Source organism: Galbitalea sp. SE-J8 (assembly GCF_030345695.1).
Taxonomy (GTDB): domain Bacteria; phylum Actinomycetota; class Actinomycetes; order Actinomycetales; family Microbacteriaceae; genus JAUASV01.
Genome location: NZ_JAUASV010000008.1, coordinates 1 through 18,400, shown reverse-complemented (window position 1 = coordinate 18,400; position 18,400 = coordinate 1). Strand labels below are relative to the sequence as shown.

At 72.4% G+C, this 18,400-nt stretch carries 18 protein-coding genes and 1 tRNA gene; 14 read left to right on the top strand and 5 right to left on the bottom strand.

The genetic code is table 11. The annotated features are described in order from the left end of the window. The first annotated feature begins 63 nt into the window (after positions 1 to 63). The 6 genes from QT381_RS07160 to QT381_RS07135 all read left to right on the top strand — a co-directional run bounded on the left by QT381_RS07160 (position 64) and on the right by QT381_RS07135 (position 6,213). Positions 64 to 1,065, top strand: a complete 1,002-nt coding sequence (locus QT381_RS07160; protein WP_289248147.1) for a hypothetical protein — start codon at positions 64 to 66, stop codon at positions 1,063 to 1,065. Between the two features lie 151 nt (positions 1,066 to 1,216). After that, positions 1,217 to 2,680, top strand: coding sequence for an FUSC family protein (locus QT381_RS07155; protein WP_289248146.1), 1,464 nt, complete (start codon positions 1,217 to 1,219; stop codon positions 2,678 to 2,680). Positions 2,681 to 2,891: 211 nt separating this feature from the next. Further along, the gene (locus tag QT381_RS07150) at positions 2,892 to 3,464 is read left to right on the top strand and encodes a TetR/AcrR family transcriptional regulator (RefSeq protein WP_289248145.1); all 573 of its coding nucleotides are present in this window, start codon (positions 2,892 to 2,894) and stop codon (positions 3,462 to 3,464) included. 40 nt (positions 3,465 to 3,504) lie between these two features. Continuing rightward, positions 3,505 to 4,950: an MFS transporter gene (locus QT381_RS07145; protein WP_289248144.1), complete on the top strand. Its 1,446-nt coding sequence runs from the start codon at positions 3,505 to 3,507 to the stop codon at positions 4,948 to 4,950. A 22-nt stretch (positions 4,951 to 4,972) separates the two neighbouring features. Next, positions 4,973 to 5,557 carry a hypothetical protein gene (locus QT381_RS07140; protein ID WP_289248143.1) on the top strand — a complete coding sequence of 195 codons (585 nt, stop codon included), beginning with the start codon at positions 4,973 to 4,975 and terminating at the stop codon, positions 5,555 to 5,557. Further along, entirely contained in the window at positions 5,554 to 6,213 is a 660-nt protein-coding gene (locus QT381_RS07135; protein WP_289248141.1) for a nucleoside triphosphate pyrophosphohydrolase, read from the top strand. The genes QT381_RS07140 and QT381_RS07135 overlap by 4 nt, the downstream gene beginning before the upstream one ends. Positions 6,214 to 6,446: 233 nt before the next feature. Here QT381_RS07135 and QT381_RS07130 read toward each other — a convergent pair whose 3' ends face one another. Continuing rightward, positions 6,447 to 7,520: an ABC transporter permease gene (locus QT381_RS07130; protein ID WP_289248140.1), complete on the bottom strand. Its 1,074-nt coding sequence runs from the start codon at positions 7,518 to 7,520 to the stop codon at positions 6,447 to 6,449. Beyond that, a complete protein-coding gene (locus QT381_RS07125) occupies positions 7,517 to 8,464 on the bottom strand; it encodes an ABC transporter ATP-binding protein (RefSeq protein WP_289248139.1) in 948 nt (315 codons plus the stop codon). Before QT381_RS07125 ends, QT381_RS07130 begins: the two co-directional genes overlap by 4 nt. Positions 8,465 to 8,499: 35 nt before the next feature. Here QT381_RS07125 and hisS point away from each other — a divergent pair, with 35 nt between their 5' ends. The 7 genes from hisS (at position 8,500) to QT381_RS07090 (ending at position 16,051) form a co-directional block, all read left to right on the top strand. Continuing rightward, entirely contained in the window at positions 8,500 to 9,786 is a 1,287-nt protein-coding gene (gene hisS / locus QT381_RS07120) for a histidine--tRNA ligase (RefSeq protein WP_289248138.1), read from the top strand. A gap of 129 nt (positions 9,787 to 9,915) precedes the next feature. Continuing rightward, entirely contained in the window at positions 9,916 to 11,604 is a 1,689-nt protein-coding gene (locus tag QT381_RS07115; protein ID WP_289248262.1) for an MDR family MFS transporter, read from the top strand. A gap of 19 nt (positions 11,605 to 11,623) precedes the next feature. After that, positions 11,624 to 12,106, top strand: coding sequence for a MarR family winged helix-turn-helix transcriptional regulator (locus QT381_RS07110; RefSeq protein ID WP_289248136.1), 483 nt, complete (start codon positions 11,624 to 11,626; stop codon positions 12,104 to 12,106). A 93-nt stretch (positions 12,107 to 12,199) separates the two neighbouring features. After that, entirely contained in the window at positions 12,200 to 13,480 is a 1,281-nt protein-coding gene (gene eno / locus QT381_RS07105; protein WP_289248135.1) for a phosphopyruvate hydratase, read from the top strand. Between the two features lie 30 nt (positions 13,481 to 13,510). Beyond that, positions 13,511 to 14,077, top strand: a complete 567-nt coding sequence (locus QT381_RS07100) for an FtsB family cell division protein (RefSeq protein ID WP_289248134.1) — start codon at positions 13,511 to 13,513, stop codon at positions 14,075 to 14,077. Further along, the gene (locus tag QT381_RS07095; protein ID WP_289248133.1) at positions 14,074 to 14,568 is read left to right on the top strand and encodes a DUF501 domain-containing protein; all 495 of its coding nucleotides are present in this window, start codon (positions 14,074 to 14,076) and stop codon (positions 14,566 to 14,568) included. The genes QT381_RS07100 and QT381_RS07095 overlap by 4 nt, the downstream gene beginning before the upstream one ends. A 151-nt stretch (positions 14,569 to 14,719) precedes the next feature. Next, entirely contained in the window at positions 14,720 to 16,051 is a 1,332-nt protein-coding gene (locus tag QT381_RS07090) for an NAD(P)/FAD-dependent oxidoreductase (protein ID WP_289248132.1), read from the top strand. A gap of 75 nt (positions 16,052 to 16,126) precedes the next feature. Here the strand turns inward: QT381_RS07090 and add are convergent, their stop codons facing one another. Next, complete coding sequence (gene add / locus QT381_RS07085) at positions 16,127 to 17,158, bottom strand: adenosine deaminase (protein WP_289248131.1); 1,032 nt, start codon at positions 17,156 to 17,158, stop codon at positions 16,127 to 16,129. Between the two features lie 216 nt (positions 17,159 to 17,374). Between add and QT381_RS07080 the strand changes: the two genes are divergently transcribed. Then, positions 17,375 to 17,447 (top strand) — tRNA-Leu (locus QT381_RS07080). A gap of 35 nt (positions 17,448 to 17,482) precedes the next feature. Here the strand turns inward: QT381_RS07080 and QT381_RS07075 are convergent. Beyond that, positions 17,483 to 17,827, bottom strand: coding sequence for a hypothetical protein (locus QT381_RS07075; protein ID WP_289248130.1), 345 nt, complete (start codon positions 17,825 to 17,827; stop codon positions 17,483 to 17,485). A 25-nt stretch (positions 17,828 to 17,852) separates the two neighbouring features. Next, positions 17,853 to 18,400 (bottom strand): HNH endonuclease signature motif containing protein (locus tag QT381_RS07070; protein ID WP_289248129.1); only part of this gene is annotated, 548 nt, incomplete at its 5' end.

Genomic DNA, 18,400 nt, shown 5'->3' with positions numbered 1-18,400 from the left:
GACACCGCCCGCCTAACCGCCCGCCTACCGTCGTCGGGTTCCCCGTCGTCCCCGGAGGTCTCCATGCATTCCGCGCGCGCGCGCCTGACCGGCGTGCTCCTCGCATCCGCTCTCGTCGGCACTGCGCTCGCCGCGGCCGCGCCGCTCTCCGCGGCCGCGGCGGCCGGCGGCGGCCCGATCGTCTACGTCCACGGCAACAACGTCTGGATCGCCGACGGCGACGGCGGCAACCGGCGCCAGGTGACGTCGGGCGGCAGTGCGGCCGAGCCGTGGCCGTCGCCGACCGAGGGGGACGACGGCACGATCGCCGCCGTCAAGGGCGCGCTCGTCCATCGGATGAGTCAGTGGGGCCGCGTGCTGAACACCCTCGACGTTCCGCCGCTGCGCGACGTGCAGGGCACCCTCGTCGACCAGGCGCCGAGCACCATCGCGATTCCGCCGAGCGGCGCGCGCATCGCCTGCGCGCTCGACACGTTCACGAACGGCGCCTGCGGCGGCCGGCAGCAGCGGCAGACGACGGCGTTCTCGTCGTCGACGCAGCTGACGGACCCGAACGTGTGGGGGCTCAGCGACAACGACAACCCGTTCTGGGTCACTGACGACCGGGTGCTCGTCGAGGGCGACATCGAGCGCATCCGGTACTTCGACCTCGGGCGCGGCGAGACGTTCTGGTTCGACGGGACGACCTGCCCGGCGGCGACGACGTCACCATCGGCAACCCGGCGATCTCGCGCGACGGCACGCACATCGCTGCGGTGCGCGGTGACAACGAGGAGTCGCACGTCGCCGACGAACTCCTCGGCGCCCGTGCCGGCCAGGCCGCCGGGATGCCGCGTCGTGCCGACCACCCCGTGTCCCGCTGCGATCAGGCGAGGGATGACGAGGCGCCCGATCCTGCCGGACGCACCGGCGAGGAGCACGCGCATGCGTCCAGGGTGCCAGCCCTGGGCCGCCCCCCGTTCGAGGCGCGCGGGGCAGCGCGCCCACAACGGATCTCACGGATCACCGCGGGTTCAACAACACACCGCCTGGCTGGCGAGGCCACTTCCCGACGGATCTCCGTGAAATCCGTTCCAGGCGACGCGCGGGGGCGCGCGGGCGGCGGGGGTCGCGGGGTTGCGGATGCGGGGATGCCGGGGTGCCGCCGGCACTCCGGCATCCGTTCGTCGTCGCGGGCCGCCCCGGCGCGGCGAGCCGTCCGTCGTAGGCTCGGGCCGTGCAGACGGGGGAGGTGCTGCGGCGCGGTCTGCGCCCGGCGCTCGAGGCGACGTCGGCGATCGTCGTGACGTTCGCCGTGCTCGGGCTGGCCGGTCGCGGCGGCGGGGACTTCGTGCTCGGCGGCGTGCTCGCGCTGACGTTCTCGCGCAGCCGGCTGAACGCATCCTGGCGCGGACGCGCCGAGGCCCTCGTGCTGCTGCCTGTCGTCGCGCTCATGACCGCGGGCGTCGGGCTGCTGCTGCACGCCGTGCCGGCCGTCGGCGCGCTGGCGTTCTCGGCCGGGATGGCCGCGAGCGTGTGGCTGCGGCGGTTCGGCGAGGTCGGCTCGCGCGTCGGCTCCCTCATCGCGCTCCCGCTCGTGACGCTGCTCGTCGGGGGTGGTGCGGCATCCGCGTCCGGCCCGCTCGCGACGGTGCTCATCGCCCTGCTCGCGCTCGCCGCGGCCGTGCTCGCACGCGTCGTGGGCGACCGCGTCGTGGGCGACCGCGCCGTGGGCGACCGCGTCGCCGGGCGCCGCCCGGCCGCCGCGCGGACCGTCGACCGCCGGAGCCGGCTGCGCCCGAGGCCGAGCACGCGGATGGCGCTCCAGCTCGGTCTGGCCGTCGCGGTCGCGTTCGCGCTCGGCGCCCTGCTCGTCGGGGAGCACGTCGGATGGGTCGTGCTCACCGCCTACCTCGTGCACAGCGGAAATCGCGGGCGGGCCGACGTGCTGCTCCGCAGCGGGCTACGGCTCGTCGGGGCACTCGCGGCGACGCTGATCGTGCTGCTCGTCGTCGACCGGCTCGAGCTGTCGGGGCCGGCGCTCGTCGTCGTGTGCGTGGTCGTGCTCGCCGCGGGACTCGTGGCCCGGGCCGCGAGCTACGCCTGGTGGGCGTTCGCGGTGACCCTCGTGCTCGCACTCTCCCAGGCGGCGCTCACTGGTGTGCCGCTCGACGCCGGTGCCCGCGTCGTGGCCATCGCCCTCGGCGCGGCGATCGGCGTGCTCGCGGCGTGGTTCGTGCTGCCGGTCCGCTCCCTCGACGTGCTGCGCCGCCGCCTCGCCGACCTGCTCGCCGCGCTCGGCGCGCGCGCCGCCGGGGAGCCCGCCGACGTCGAGGACGCTCGTGGCCGCCTCGACGAGGTGGCCGAGCCGTGGCTCGTGCTGCGCCGCATCCGTCGCTCCCGCGGCGGGTCGGCGCCGGGCGACTGGGTGCTGCTCGCGCGCGCGGCGACGGATGCGGTGCTCGCGTCCGCCGCATCCGGTGCGGATGGCGCACCCGCGCCCGCGCCCGCGTCCGACCCCGACCCCGCGCCCGACCCTGACCCCGCGCCCGCGTCGCCCGCGCCCGCGTCGCCCGACCCCGCGCCGCCCGCGGTGCGCCGCGCCATCGGGGCCGCGCGCGTCGCGCTGCGGGACCGGGGCGACCTCGCCGCGGCCCTCGGCGCCATCGCGGACGCGGCATCCGGCCCGCCGACCGGTTGACGGTCAGCGTCCGGCGGCGGGTAGTGACGTCGGCGGCGAGGCTCGATCCAGCTCCGACGCGGCGCCGGGCGGGGGCCACCGGGGCGCGCGGGCATCCCTTCGCCGTCGCGCCGGGGCGCGCGGGCATCCGCTCGCCGTCGCGCCGCCGCGCTACGATCGGGCGCGAGATCTCCGCCGGTTCTCGTCCTCCCGATTCGATGGAGACCCCTCGATGGATGCCCGACAGCGCCGCACCCGCGCTCGGCTGTTCGCGGCGGCGATCGCGCTCGCCGAGGAGGGACCGATCGCGGAGGTCACCATGACGCGCGTCGCCCGGGTCGCCGAGGTTCACCGCTCGACCGTCTACGAGCACGCCGGCTCGCCCGCCGAGCTGCTGCGCGCCGCCCTGACGGCGCCGCTCGACGGGGTGCGGTCCCGGTTCGACGACGTGTCGGCCGCCGACATCGACGAGCGCGTGCGCGAGGTCACGATCGAGGTGTTCGAGCTCGTCGCCCGGCACGCGGACATCTACGCGCGCGAGCTCGACGCCGACGGCGCGAACCTGCGCTCGATGCTCGGCTCGCATTTCGCGGCGACCTCGCGCGAGCTCATGGCGCGCGGCGCGATCCGGGTGCCGTTCACGGTCGACGGCATCGACGCCGACGAGCTCGCCGCGAGCTGGTTCGCCGACGCGTTCGTGGGCGTCATCGCCGTATGGCTGCGGTCCGGCCGGCGCGACACGCGCGCCCTGCTCGTCGCGGTCGAGCAGCTCTACCCGGACTGGTGGCCGGGCGGGACCGCCTGACCCCAGCGCGCGGCTCCCGACTCGTGGTCGAATGAGACCGATGAGCAACAGCGTGGGTTTCCGTTCCGAGCGTGGGCCGGTGCTCATCGCGATCATGGTCTCGACCGGCCTCGTGGCGATCGACGCGACGGTCGTCGCGACGGCGGTGCAGTCGATCGTCGCCGACGTCGGCGGGTTCGCGCTGTTCCCGTGGCTGTTCTCGGTCTACCTGCTCGCGCAGGCCGTCACCGTGCCGGTGTACGCGAAGCTCGCCGACACGATCGGCCGCAAGCCGATCATGCTCATCGGCATCGGGCTGTTCCTGGCCGGCTCGATCCTGTGCGGCGTCGCCTGGAGCATGCCCGCGCTCATCGTGTTCCGCGCCGTGCAGGGACTCGGCGCCGGAGCCGTGCAGCCGATGAGCATCACGATCATGGGCGACATCTACTCGGTCGCGGAGCGGGCCAAGGCGCAGGGCTACGTCGCGAGCGTGTGGGCCGCGTCATCCGTCATCGGGCCGACCCTCGGCGGCCTGTTCAGCCAGTTCGTGTCGTGGCGCTGGATCTTCTTCGTCAACGTGCCGCTGTGCGTCGTCGCGGTGCTGCTCATCGCGCGGTCGTTCCACGAGCGTCTCGAGCCGCGGCGGCACCGCATCGACGTCGCCGGCGCGGTGCTGCTCACGCTCGCGCTCACGGCGCTCGTGCTCGGCGTGCTCGAGGGCGGCGTCGGCTGGGCCTGGGACTCGGCGCCGTCGATCGCGGCGTTCGCGCTCGGCGCCGCGCTGCTCGTCGGCTTCGTGCTCGCGGAGCGCCGGGCCGCGGAGCCCGTGCTGCCGCTCTGGGTGCTCTCCCGCCGTCTGCTGCTCACGACCGCGCTGCTCTCGCTCGGGGTCGGCGTCGCGCTCATCGGGCTCACGTCGTACGTGCCCGCCTACCTCGAGACGACCCTCGGCGCGCCGCCGCTCGCCGCGGGGTTCGCCCTCGCGTTCCTCACCCTCGGCTGGCCGATCGCCGCGTCGCTGTCCGGCCGGCTCGTCTACCTGCGCTGGGGGTTCCGCACCGCGGCGATCCTCGGCACCTCGATCGCGTTCGTCGGCGGCGCGGTGCTCGCGGGCATCGCCGGCACGCCGAACATCGTCGGCGTCGGGGCGGCGTGCTTCGTCGTCGGCCTCGGCATGGGGCTCGTCGCGACGCCGTCGCTCATCGCCGCGCAGTCGAGCGTGCCGTGGAACGAGCGGGGCGTCGTGACCGGCGCGAACATGTTCGCCCGCTCCGTCGGCAGCGCCGTGGGCGTCGCGATCTTCGGCGCGGTGGCGAACGGCGTGCTCGCGGCGCACGGCGCGGACGAGTCCTCGCCGGGCGGCATGGTCGCCGCGGGCGGGGCCGTGTTCCTCGGCGTCGCGATCGTCGCGCTCGGCTGCGTCGTGGCATCCGTCGTCATGCCGCGCACCGACCTGCACCGTCCCGCGGAGCCGGCCGCGGTGGACGCGGTCACGCCCGAGCGCTGACCCGAGCCGATAGCCTTTCACCGTGGCCGGCTCCCTCCTCGACGACCTCCGCAGCGCCTACGCCTCGGGGGATCGCGTGAAGGTGCTGCGCGACGGCCTGTTCGAGGACGTGGACGTGCTGCGCGGCACGGTCGTCGCCGTCGGACGCGACTGGTTCATGGTCGCGGTCTACGACGACTCGGTGTACTTCGAGGGCTGGGACGTCGCGCGCATCGCCGACGTGACCGCCGTCGAGGTCGAGCCGCCCGAGTACCAGGCGTACGTGCGCCGCGCCGCCGTGGAGTCGCTCGCCATGCCCGCCGTGCCCCTCGACCTGCTCGAGGCGCTCGCCCTGCCCCAGCTCGAGGTCGCGCGCCGCGTCATCGACGCGACGAGCCTGATCGGCGTCTACGTCGAGGACGACGAGGACCCGGACGTGCTGTTCATCGGCCGCGCCACCCGCGGCGAGGACGACGGCGACATCTGGCTGCTCGAGATCGACACCGCGGGCGTCTGGCACGACGAGCCCTCATCGTTCGACCCGGGCGAGATCACCCGGCTCACGATCGGCGGCCGCTACCAGGACGCGCTCGAGCGCTACGGCGACCCGTTCCCGGGGACAGCGTGAGCGAGCATCCGAGGCTCGACGAGCTCGTCGCGACGCTCGAGCGGCTGCGCGCGCCCGGCGGATGCGCGTGGGACGCCGAGCAGACGCACGCGAGCCTCGTGCGCTACCTCGTCGAGGAGACGTACGAGCTCGTCGACGCGATCGAGTCCGGCGGCCGCGACGACCTGCTCGAGGAGCTCGGCGACGTGCTCTACCAGGTGCTGTTCCACGCCGACATCGCGGCGCACACCGCGGAGGAGGGCTTCACGATCGAGGACGTCGCCGAACGGATGACGGCGAAGATGGTCGGACGTCACCCGCACGTCTTCGGCACCGTCGACGCCGGGACCGCGGATGCCGTCGTCGCGCTCTGGGACCGGGTCAAGGCCGTCGAGAAGCCCGAGCGCACGAGCGTGCTCGACGGCATCCCGGCGGGCATGCCCGCGCTCGCGCTCGCCGACAAGGTCGTCGGTCGCGCCGAGAAGGTCGGCGCCGAGCCGGTCGCGGCCGACGTGCCCGGCACCGAGGAGGAGCTCGGGGCGCTGCTCATGGGCCTCGTCGTGGGCGCCCGGGCCAAGGGGCTCGACCCGGAGCGAGCGATGCGCGCCGCCGTCCGCGCGCTGAGCGACGACATCCGCTCCCGCGAGGCGGCGGACGCGAGCTCCAGGAGCGAGTAGCGGACGCACGCATTACGCCCGTGTTGTCGACGCGGGGCGGGACATCGTCACGCGATGATCCGGTCGTTCGGCGACGAGGAGACCGGACGGTCGTGGCGGCGCAGCGGACACGCTCGATCGACCCGAGGATCCAGCGAGTCGCTCTGCGCGAGCTCCGTCGGGTGGGATCGGCGGGCGCTGGACGATCTGCGAGTGCCGACGACCAGTGGCGGATCTGCGGCGCAGTTCCGGGATCAGGCGATCCGGGAGCCGGCCGCGAGCCGGCGCGCCGGGGTGCGCAGCCGCGCGAACCCGCCCCACAGCGGCAGCGCTGCGAGCACGACCTGCACGATGAGGCCGACGAACCAGCTCGGCGTCGTCGAGTCGATCGTCTGCTCGGCGGTCGGCGGCTCCGGCCACGTGTAGCCCTGACGCGCCTGCTCGCACTCGTCGGAGTGGCCGTCGAGCTCGGGGGTGATCTGCGCCTGCCGCACGGTCCACTTGAGGCCGCCGAAGGCGTCATCCGGCTCGCCGTGGGCGCCGTAGTGCGTCGGGATCGCGTCCGCGAGCACGACGTACGGGTTCGTGGCGAGCAGCCCCCACACGCGGTCGGGCCGCGGCACGGACGAGTGGGTCACCTGCGGCTCGCCGCACGCGGTGGGCAGTCCGGTGACGTCGTCGTAGTCCGACGCGCTCACGTACGTGTACGTGGCCGGCGAGGAGGCCGCGAGCGAGCCGAGCCCGAACGCGATGAGCGTGCCGACGCTCAGCGCGGCGACCACGAGATAGGTCACCACGACCGAGAACAGCGGGCGCCGCACGAGCCCGGACAGGCCCACGCCCACCGCGGCGACGACGCCGAGCTCGACCGCGAGCACGGCGAGCGAGACGAGCACGACATCGACCTCGACGCCGCCGACGATCCACGAGAACAGCAGGAAGGGCACGGATGCCGCGAGGAACGCGAGCGCCGCGACCCACGCCGCGAGGAACTTGCCCACGGTCAGCTGGCCGGTCGTGATGAGCGTGACCTGCGTCGTCGCGAGCGTGCCGGCATCCCGGTCGCCGTTGATGGCCGTGCCGCTGAGCGCGGGCGTCACGAGCGAGGCGAGCAGCAGCACCACGAAGATGATCGAGGAGTAGATCGTCGAGCCGTCGAGTCCCGTGCCGGAGCCCCGGAACGCGCCGTCGATGAACGTCACGACCCCGGTGACGACGAGCAGCAGCAGCGCGTAGACGCCGAGCAGCACCCACCAGGCGACCCCCGTGAGCTTCTGCCGCAGCTCGAGACCGAGCACGACCCGCAGGCCGTCGAGCCAGCCGCTCACGACGCACCCCCGTCGATCGGACCGGCGCCGAGCTCGAGGAACGCCTGCTCGAGGTCGCCGACCGCCGGGGCGAACACGCTCACCCGCACCCCGGCCGTGACGAGCGCCGCGAGCAGGTCGGCCGCGGCACCCTCACCCGCGACGGGCACGAGCAGGTCGCCGCGATCGGTCGCGATGGTCGCCGCATCGACGCCGGCGGCGGCGAGCGCGGCCCGCGCGTCGCCGCTCGCGGCACGGATGCGCCACGGACGCGCCGTGGACCGCGCCCGCTCGAGCGCGCCCGCCGCGGCGGTCTCGCCGCGGTCGAGGTACACCGCGTCGTCGGCCATCTCGTCCAGCTCGGCGAGCACGTGGCTGGACACGAGCACGGTCTTGCCCGCGGCGGCGAGCCGCCGCACGAGCTCGCGCAGCTCGATGCGGGCGCGCGGATCGAGCCCCGATGCCGGCTCGTCGAGCAGCAGCACGTCGGGATCGTGCACGAGCGCGCGGGCGAGCGAGAGCCGCTGCTTCTGCCCCCGGCTGAGCACTTTCGTCGGCCGGTCGGCGAGCTCGGTGAGCCCGACCTCCGCGATGAGCTCGGCGGCCCGGGCGCGCGCGCGGGCGACCGGCAGGCGGTAGAGCCGGGCGGTCGTGACGAGGGTCTGGCGCACGGTGAGCGACGGCCACGAGCCGAGCACGTCGGGCATCCAGCCGATCCGCGCGCGGACGGCAGCGGCATCCGTCACGGGGTCGGCCCCCGCGACGCGGATGCGGCCCGCGTCCGGGGCGAGCAGCGACGCGAGCATGAGCATGAGCGTCGTCTTGCCCGATCCGTTCGGGCCGACGAGCGCGGTCACCTGTCCGGCGCGGGCGGTGAAGGTCGCGGATCGCACGGCGTGCACCGCCCCGAAGGAGCGGCCGACCCGCTCGACCACGATGCCGGAGGCCATTGCATCTTCGCTCATGTTCGACACGGTAGTCGAACTGGAAGAATCGAGGGATGGCGACACAGGTGAATCCGCCGCGCGGCATGCGCGACTTCCTCCCCGCGGAGAAGGCGCGGCGCGAACGCGTGCTCTCGGTGATCCGGAGCACCTACCGTGCGCACGGCTTCGACGAGATCGAGACGCCCGTCGTCGAGGACTCGGACCGCCTGCACGCCGGACTCGGCGGCGACAACGAGAAGCTCGCGTTCGGCATCCTGAAGCGCGGGCTCACGATCGACGACTTCCAGCGCGCGACGGAGCCGCTCGACCTCGCCGACCTCGGCCTGCGCTTCGACCTCACCGTGCCGCTCGCCCGGTTCTACGCCTCGCACCACGCCGACCTGCCGCGGGTGTTCCGCTCGATCCAGATCGCGCCGGTGTGGCGTGCGGAGCGACCGCAGAAGGGCCGGTACCGCCAGTTCGTCCAGTGCGACATCGACATCATCGGCGAGAAGGGGCCGCTCGCCGAGGTCGAGCTCATCCAGGCGACGACGGCCGCGATCGAGGCGCTCGGCATCCGCGGCGCGACGATCCGCATCAACGACCGCCGCATCCTGACCGCGCTGCTCACCTCGCTCGGCTTCCCGGCCGGGGAGCACGCCGCCGTGCTCATCACGATCGACAAGCTCGACAAGATCGGGCCCGCGGGCGTCGTGCAGGAGCTGCGCGACCGCTTCCTGCCCGACGGGCCGGTGGACGCGCTCGACGCGTTCCTGAACCGGCCGATCACGACGGAGTTCGTGTCGTTCGGCGAGCGCGCGATCCGCAAGCTGCTGCCCGCGGACATCGACCCGGAGGCGATCGCCGACCTCGTCGCGATCGCGGACGGCCTCGACGCGGCGACGCGGCAGCTGCTGCGCTTCGACCCGTTCCTGGTGCGCGGGATGGGCTACTACACGGGCGCGATCTTCGAGGTCGCGCACCCCGAGCTCGGCTACTCGCTCGGCGGCGGCGGGCGCTACGACGGCATGATCGGGCGCTTCCTCGGCCAGAGCGTGCCGGCGACGGGCTTCTCGCTCGGCTTCGAACGGCTCGTCGACCTCGTCGAGCTCGATGACGCGGATTCAGCGGATGCGGTCGCCCTGCTCTACGACGACGACGCGCCGGTCGCGGCGCTCGCCGCGCTCAAGGCGGAGCTCGTGGCGCGCGGCCCGGCCGGGACGCGGGTGCGTCTCGAGCGCCGCCTGAAGCGCGTGGCGCCCGTGCTCGACGCGCTCGCGGCGGCGGGGTTCACGCACTGGGCGAGCGTGACGGGGGCGACGGCATCCGTCGACGATCTGGAGCTCAAGCCGCTGGCCTGACCCGGTCGGCGATGGTTGACAGAGTGCAACGTTCTGCGTATAGTTGACGCGCATCAACTTTCAGGCCAGACCGAAGGGTTTCGCGTGTCCACAACCACCGCATCCGTCCCCACGACGGACGCCGCGCCCATGACGCACCGCCAGGTGCTCGAGGCGCTCTCCGGCCTGCTCATGGGCATGTTCGTCGCGATCCTCGCCGGCACGGTCGTCTCGACCTCGCTGCCGCGCATCATCGCCGACCTGCACGGCGACCAGGCGAGCTACACCTGGGTCGTCACGGCGACCCTGCTCGCGACCACCGTCTCGACGCCGATCTGGGGCAAGTTCTCCGACCTGTTCAACCGCAAGCTGCTCGTGCAGCTCGCGCTCGTGCTGTTCGTCATCGGCTCCGCGCTCGCGGGTCTCTCGCAGGACACCGGCGCGCTCATCGTGTTCCGCGTCGTCCAGGGCCTCGGCGCGGGCGGCCTCACGGCGCTCGTGCAGGTGATCCTGTCCGACATCATCAGCCCGCGCGAACGCGGCCGGTACATGGGATTCATGGGCGCCGTGATGGCGGTCGGCATGGCGGGCGGCCCGCTCATCGGAGGCCTCATCACCGACGGCATCGGATGGCGCTGGAACTTCTACGTCGCGATCCCGTTCGCGGTCGTCGCGCTCATCCTCATCCAGCGCACCCTGCACCTCCCGAAGCGCCCGGCCACGAAGGTGCGCATCGACTACCTCGGCCTCGTGCTCATCGCCGCGGGCGTGTCGACGCTGCTCATCTGGATCACGCTCGTGGTCTTCGGCGACAACCCCGTCACGACCGGACACTTCGCCTTCGCCTCCGCGACGTCGTTCACGATGCTCGGCGGCGCGCTCGTGCTGCTCGTCGCGGCCGTCCTCGTCGAGCTTCGCGTCGCCGAGCCGATCATCCCCGTGCGCCTGTTCGCGAACCGCACGTTCGCGCTCGTCGTCGTGGGCAGCCTCGCCGTCGGCGTGGCGATCTTCGGCACGTCGGTGTTCCTCGCGCAGTACATGCAGCTGAGCCGCGGTCTCACGCCGACCGTCGCCGGTCTCGCGACCCTGCCGATGATCCTCGGCCTGCTGCTCTCGTCGTCGGTCATCGGCAACGTCATCAGCCGCACCGGCAGGTGGAAGCGCTGGATGATCCTCGGCGCGGTCCTCCTCATCGCCGGCCTCGTCCTGCTCGCGACCATCGACTACACGACGCCCTACTGGGAGCTGTTCGTCTTCATGGCCGTCATGGGCGCGGGGCTCGGCATGCTCATGCAGAACCTCGTGCTCGTCGTGCAGAACTCGGTCGACGTGCGGCAGATCGGTGCCGCGTCGGCATCGGTCGCGTTCTTCCGCAGCCTCGGCGGCACCATCGGCGTCTCCGTGCTCGGCGCGATCCTCGGCACCCGGGTGGCCAACTACATCACCGACGGCATCACCCACGCGTCGCCGACCGACCAGGCGTCGGCGATCAAGCAGCTCGGCACGAGCGGTCAGATACCCGAGGTCGGGTCGCTCACCGGCTTCGCCCGCACGATCATCGAGGATGCGTACGGTCACGGCGTCGCCGAGGTGTTCCTCATCGCCGTGCCGCTCGCCGTCATCACGCTGCTCGCGGTGGTCTTCCTGCCGCGCGCGGAGCTGGGCACCCGCACGGGCATCGAGCAGATGGGCGAGAAGGGGCACGACGCGCCCGTCCTCACGGCGGTCGAGGCCGGCGCCGTCGACACTGTCGAGGTCGCAGCGGACGAGATCGCCGGGACGCCCGACCACGAGCGGCTCGTCGGAGCCGCGGATGCCGACCGGGCACCGCGGTCCTGACGCCTCTAGGGTGAGAGCCGTGACCGAGACCGTCGCGCCCGAGTCCGCGAGCCGCACCGCCCTCGAGCAGGAGGTCGGGCAGCAGATCGCCGCCCTCCACAACGCGGCCAAGCACGCGATCACGCGGATGTCGCACCGCGTGCATCCCGAGCTGCAGCCCGTGGGCTTCGGCCTGCTGCGCGTCGTGCTCGGTCAGGATGCGGGCACCCGCGCCGCCGACCTCTGCGCGCAGCTCGGCATCGACAAGGGCGCCATCAGCCGGCAGGTCACCCAGCTCAAGGAGCTCGGTCTCGTCGAGACCGCCCCGGACCCCGCCGACGGACGGGCGTCGCTCATCACGGCGACGCCCGCCGCGCGTGCGGCGGTCGACGCGGCCCGCGCGGACATCCGGCTGGACTACGCGCGCGTGTTCGAGGGCTGGGACGAGCGGGAGCTCGCCGACTTCGCGCGCCTGCTGGAGCGCTTCGTCGAGGCGAGCCTGAGCGTCGACCTCGCGCGCTGAGCCGGCTCGGGCCGCTCACCCGCGCGCACTACACTCGGAGCCGGTCGGTCACCACCACCACGACCGACGCCGACGACGCAAGGAGAGACACCCGTGGCAGCAATCGAGGCGGTAGGCGCTCGCGAGATCCTGGACTCCCGGGGCAACCCGACGGTCGAGGTCGAGGTACTGCTCGAGGACGGCGAGGTGTCGCGCGCGGCCGTCCCGTCGGGTGCGTCGACCGGCGCGTTCGAGGCGTACGAGCTGCGCGACGGCGACAAGAAGCGCTACCTCGGCAAGGGCGTGACGAAGGCGGTCGACGCCGTGCTCGACGTGCTCGGGCCGGCCATCGAGGGACTCGAGGCGAGCGATCAGCGTCTCATCGACGCCGCACTCATCGAGCTCGACGGCACCGACAACAAGAAGAAGCTCGGTGCGAACGCGATCCTCGGCGTCTCGCTCGCCGTCGCGAAGGCCGCCGCCCAGTCGGCCGACCTGCCGCTCTACAAGTACGTCGGCGGGCCGAACGCGCACGTGCTCCCGGTGCCGCTCATGAACATCATCAACGGGGGCGCCCACGCCGACAACGGCCTCGACGCGCAGGAGATCATGATCCTGCCGATCGGCGCCGAGACGTTCAGCGAGGCGCTGCGCTGGGGCGCGGAGACCTACCACGCGCTCAAGGCCGAGCTGCACGCCAAGGGGCTCGCGACGGGCCTCGGCGACGAGGGCGGCTTCGCCCCCGACATCGCGAGTGCCCGCGAGGCGCTCGACTTCATCATCGGCGCGGTCGAGAAGACCGGGTTCACGATCGGCACCGACATCGCGCTCGGCCTCGACGTCGCGTCCACCGAGTTCTTCGAGAACGGCGTCTACAACTACGAGGGCAAGCAGCTCTCGGCGGCCGAGTTCATCGCGTACTACGACCAGCTCGTGCGCGACTACCCGATCGTGACCATCGAGGACCCGCTCGCGGAGGACGACTGGGAGGCCTGGACGGCGCTCACCGCCGACGTCGGCTCGCGCGTGCAGCTCGTCGGCGACGACCTGTTCGTCACGAACCCGAAGCGCCTGCAGACCGGCCTGGACGCTGCGGCCGCGAACTCGATCCTCGTCAAGGTCAACCAGATCGGCACCCTCACCGAGACGCTCGACGCGGTCTCGCTCGCGCAGCGCCACGGCTACACCGCGATCCTCTCGCACCGTTCGGGCGAGACCGAGGACACCACGATCGCCGACCTCGCGGTCGCGGTCAACGCCGGCCAGATCAAGACCGGCGCGCCGGCCCGCTCGGAGCGCGTCGCGAAGTACAACCAGCTGCTGCGCATCGAGGAGGAGCTCGGCGACGCCGCGGTCTACGCCGGAAAGAGCGCGTTCCCGCGCTTCACCGCGTAATCCCGGCGCGACCCGCCTACCCTGGCACGCATGGCGACCCGGCAGAGCACCCCGACGCGGGGCTCTCGCCGGGTCGCGGCGTCCCGGCCGTCGCGTGCGCCCGGCGCCCGCGGAGCGACCCGTGCGCCCGTGGCGATGACGGACGCCGAGACCGCTCCCGAGCACTGGCTGCGCCACATCCGGGTGTCCGGCCTCGCGTTCACGGTGCTCGCGCTCATCGTGCTGTCGATCGTCGTGCTCGCGCCGGGGCTCCGCACCCTCGTGGCGCAGCGGCAGCAGATCGCCGCGCTCGAGCACGACGTCGCCGCCGGGAAGGACGCCCTGGACGAGCTGGACGACCAGATCGCGCGATGGGACGACCCCGCCTACATCGAGGCGCAGGCGCGGTCGCGCATCTACTACGCCTACCCGGGCGAGAAGGTCTACCTGCTGCTCGATCCCGGCGACGGCACCGGGTCGCCGACCACCGACGCGGGCGCCCCGATCAGCGACGAGATCCAGTCCACGCGGGTCGACTGGATGGCATCCGTGCTCTCGTCGCTCGCGACCGCGGGAACGACGGATGCCCCGCCCGGCGAGCTCGGGAAGCAGCGGTGACGCGTCCCCCGTTCGATCCGCCCACCGCGGACGACATCGCGACCGTGTCGCGCCAGCTGGGTCGCCCGGCGCGCGGCGTGCTCGGCATCGCGGCGCGCTGCGTGTGCGGCCGGCCGACGGTCGTGGCGACGAGCCCGCGCCTGCCCGACGGCTCGCCGTTCCCGACGCTGTACTACCTGTCGCATCCGGCGGCGACGGCCGCCCTGTCGACGCTCGAGGCGACCGGTGTGATGGCCGAGCTCGCGACCGAGCTCGAGGGCGGGATCGCCGCGGCCTACGTCGCGGCTCACGAGCAGTACATCGCCGATCGCGACTCGATCGAGGTCGTCGACGAGCTCGCGGGCGTCTCGGCGGGCGGCATGCCCGCGCGCGTGAAGTGCCTGCACGCGCTCGCCGCGCACAGCCTCGCCGCCGGACCCGGCGTCAACCCGATCGGCGACCGGGCGCTGGAGCGCGCCGACTGGAGCCCGGCGGTCTGCGCCTGCGTCTGATCGTCCTGCCGGACCGCGCCCGGCGCCCAGGGCCGGTGCTGGTCGGGGCGCGTCGCCGTTGGGGGTAGATTCGTACCTGGTTTTCGGACGACGGCGTGATGCGGCTGCCGCCGCATCCGCTTCCGTCCCCATACGAGGAGACAACGAACACGTGCCCAAGATCCTGATCGTCGGTGGTGGCTACGCCGGGTTCTACACCGCCTGGAAGCTCGAGAAGCAGCTGGGCAAGGGGGAGGCAGAGGTCACCGTCGTCGACCCGCGCCCCTACATGACGTACCAGCCGTTCCTGCCCGAGATCGCCGCCGGCTCCATCGACCCGCGCCACGCCCTCGTGCCGCTGCGCGAGCACCTGACGAAGACCGAGATCATCACCGCCGCGGTCACGAAGATCGACCACGCGGCGAAGGTCGCGACGGTCACCCCGGTCGTGGGCGAGCCGTGGGACATCTCCTACGACATCATCGTCGTCACCGCCGGCAGCGTCTCGCGCACGTTCCCGATCCCGGGCGTCGCGGACGAGGCGATCGGCATGAAGAACGTCGAGGAAGCGATCTACGTCCGCGACACGATGCTCACCAACTTCGACGAGGCGGCGACCCTGCCGAAGGGCGACCCGCTGCGCGAGCGTCTGCTCACGTTCGTCGTGGTCGGCGGCGGCTTCGCGGGCATCGAGATCTACGGCGAGCTGCGCTCGTTCGCGTCGCACCTCGTCTCGAAGTACTCGCAGATCGACTTCGACGAGGTGAAGTTCCACCTCATCGAGGCGATGGGCCGCATCATGCCCGAGGTGTCGCTGAAGACCGCGCAGAAGGTCGTCGCGCAGTACGCCGAGCGCGGCGCGCCGATCCACCTCGAGACGCAGCTCGTGTCGGCCGCTGACGGCAAGATCGAGCTCTCGACGGGCGAGACGTTCGAGTCCGACCTCATCATCTGGACGGCGGGCGTCATGGCCTCGCCGATGCTGCGCAACACCGACCTGCCCACCGAGGAGCGCGGGCGCCTCACCGTGCAGGCCGACCTGCGCGTCAAGGATGCCGACGGCAATGTCGTTCCCGACGCCTGGGGCGCGGGCGACGTGAGCGCCGTGCCCGACCTCTCGGGCTTCGGCGTCGGCGGCTTCTGCGTGCCGAACGCGCAGCACGCCGTCCGCCAGGGCAAGCGTCTCTCGAAGAACCTCATCGCGACGCTGCGCGGCGAGGAGCCGAAGGACTACTTCCACAAGCCCGCGGGCGCCGTCGCCGGTCTCGGCCTGTACAAGGGCGCCTTCCAGAAGGGCAAGCTCGGCTTCACGGGCTTCTTCGCCTGGCTCGCGCACCGCGGCTACCACGGTCTGGCGATGCCGACCTGGGAGCGCAAGGCCCGCGTCATCACCGGCTGGATCGTGAACTTCTTCTGGGGCCGCGACATCACCTCGATGGAGGCCGTGCTCACCCCGCGCGCGTCGTTCGAGCAGTACGCCTCACGCCCGAAGCCGAAGGCCTGACCCGGTCCGGCCGGGCGTGGTTCGGCCCGGGGGCGGTGATGTTCGTCGTCCGACGCAACTGAACGCCCGGGCGGGTCAGGCCGCGGCGATGTAGGCGTCGACCGCGGCCTTGTACTCTGCCTTCTTCTCCTCCGGGAGCCACGAGGCGTCGAACGAGTTCTTCGCGAGCCGGGCGACGTCGTCGACAGTGAGCCCGGCCTTCTCGACGAGCGCGGCGTAGTTGGCGGCGACGTAGGCGCCGAAGTAGGCCGGATCGTCGGAGTTGACGCAGACGAATGCCCCCGCGCGCAGCAGCTGCACGATCTCGTCGGCCTTCATGTCGTCGGTGACGAACGAGTTCGAGACCGGGCACGTCGTGAAGCCGATGCCGCGCGCGACCGCCTCGGCCACGAGCTCGGGGTCCTCGACGATGTTGGTGCCGTGGTCGATCCGCTCCACGTCGATGTCGTGCAGCACTGAACGGATGTTGTCGATCGACCCGACCTGGTCGATGTCGCAGTGCATGGTGAGCTTGAGCCCGTTCGCCCGTGCCGTCGCGAACACCTCGGCGAACTTCGACGGCGGGTTGCCGCGCTCGTCGGAGTCGAGGCCGACGCCGACGAAGTGCTCCCGGTACGGCAGGGCCGCGGCGAGCGTCTCGGCGGCGCTCTCCGCGCTGAAGTCGCGAAGGAAGCACAGGATGAGCTGCGCGTCCACGCCTAGAGCGGCGGCATCCGTTGCGGCCCGTGAGTAGCCCAGGATCACGTTCTCGATCGGCACGCCGCGCGACGTGTGCGCCTGCGGGTCGAAGAACGCCTCCACGTGCACGACTCCGTCGGCGGCCGCGCGGCGGAAGTACGCGGTCGCGAGGTCGTAGAAGTCCTGCTCGGACTGCAGCACGTTCATCGCCGGGTAGTACACCGCGAGGAAGGTCGCGAGCGAGTCGAACACGTACGTCGCCTGCACCTCCTCGACCGTCGACTGTCCGATGTCGATGCCGTTGCGCTGCGCGAGCGCGAGCTTGAGGTCGGGCTCGAGCGTTCCCTCGAGGTGCAGGTGCAGCTCCGCCTTGGGTAGGCCGGCAAGGAACGCGGGAGAGGCGGGGGAGGCGGGGGAGATGTCGGGCATGGCGGTGCTCTCGTTCGGTGGTCCGGTGCAGCGATTGTGCCGCGCCCGCGTTTCCGACTGTTAACGCCGACGGATGACGCGACCGCCGCCCTCGCGACGTTCTCGTCGCGAGGATGGCTGGCTGCGTCGCGCGGATGGCCCGGCTGCGCGGGGACGCGGGGAGGGGATGGCCGGCTGCGCGGGGACGCGGGGCGCGGATGGAAGACTGAGCGCCGGGCCCCCGTAGCCCAACGGCAGAGGCAGGCGACTTAAAATCGCTTCAGTCAGGGTTCGAATCCCTGCGGGGGCACCCAACCCACAAGGCTCGAACCTTGGCCCACAGAGTCAATGGCCGGGGGTTCGGGCCTTGTCGGCGTCCGCGTGGGCCTGCATGAGCCGGTCCTGCTCGTGCTCCAGCCGGTCGCGGTTGGCGGTGAGCTGGGCGAGCTCGTCGGCCTCGGCGGACATGAGCCGGTCGAACTCGTGGTGCAGCATCCCGGACAGCGCCTCGCGGCGGGCCGGCGCGATCGGCACGCGCTGGTAATTGTCCTCGATCAGGTGCTCGACATACTCGATGAGGATGGCCCGCCGGGTGCAGTCGGTGCGCGTGGAGTGCCGGCCCGAGCACACGAAGCCCGAGCACACGAAGCCGGAGCACACGAAGCCGGAGCACACGAAGCCGGAGCACACGAAGTAGGGGTAGACGTTGTGGTGGTTAGGGGGTGTGGTGTGTGATCGGGTTCTGTGATCGCAGGGTGATGGGTGGGGGTGTTGTGTGGGGGTCGCGGGCGACGAGTTCGTAGGTGCTGGTGTGTCGTCGTTGTGTCCGGTAGTGGTTGGCGTGTGTCCACTGGTGGTGGAACCGGCACAGCAGGACCCCGTCGGCGATGTCGGTTCGTCCGTTGTCGAGTTTGTGTTCGTTGGTGTGGTGTGCTTCGCACATCGCGGGCGGGGCGGTGCATCCCTCGATGATGCATCCGCCGTCGCGGGCCGCGAGAGCGCGGCGTTGGGCGGGGGTGAATGTGCGCTGCTCGGTGCCGAGGTCGATGGGTTGCCCGCTCGTGTCGAACCGTACGGCCACGGAACCGTCGGTGCACGCGATGCGTTCAGCGGTCACGGTCGACACGGACGCCGTGGTGTCCTCGATCCACGCGAAGCCGGTGCCGTCGCGTAGGTCGCGGGCTCGCACGTGCACGGTCACCGCGGCTCGGCGTGTGGGGAACAGCTCGCCGCGGTCGGCGTTGCGTGCGAGCCGCACGAGAT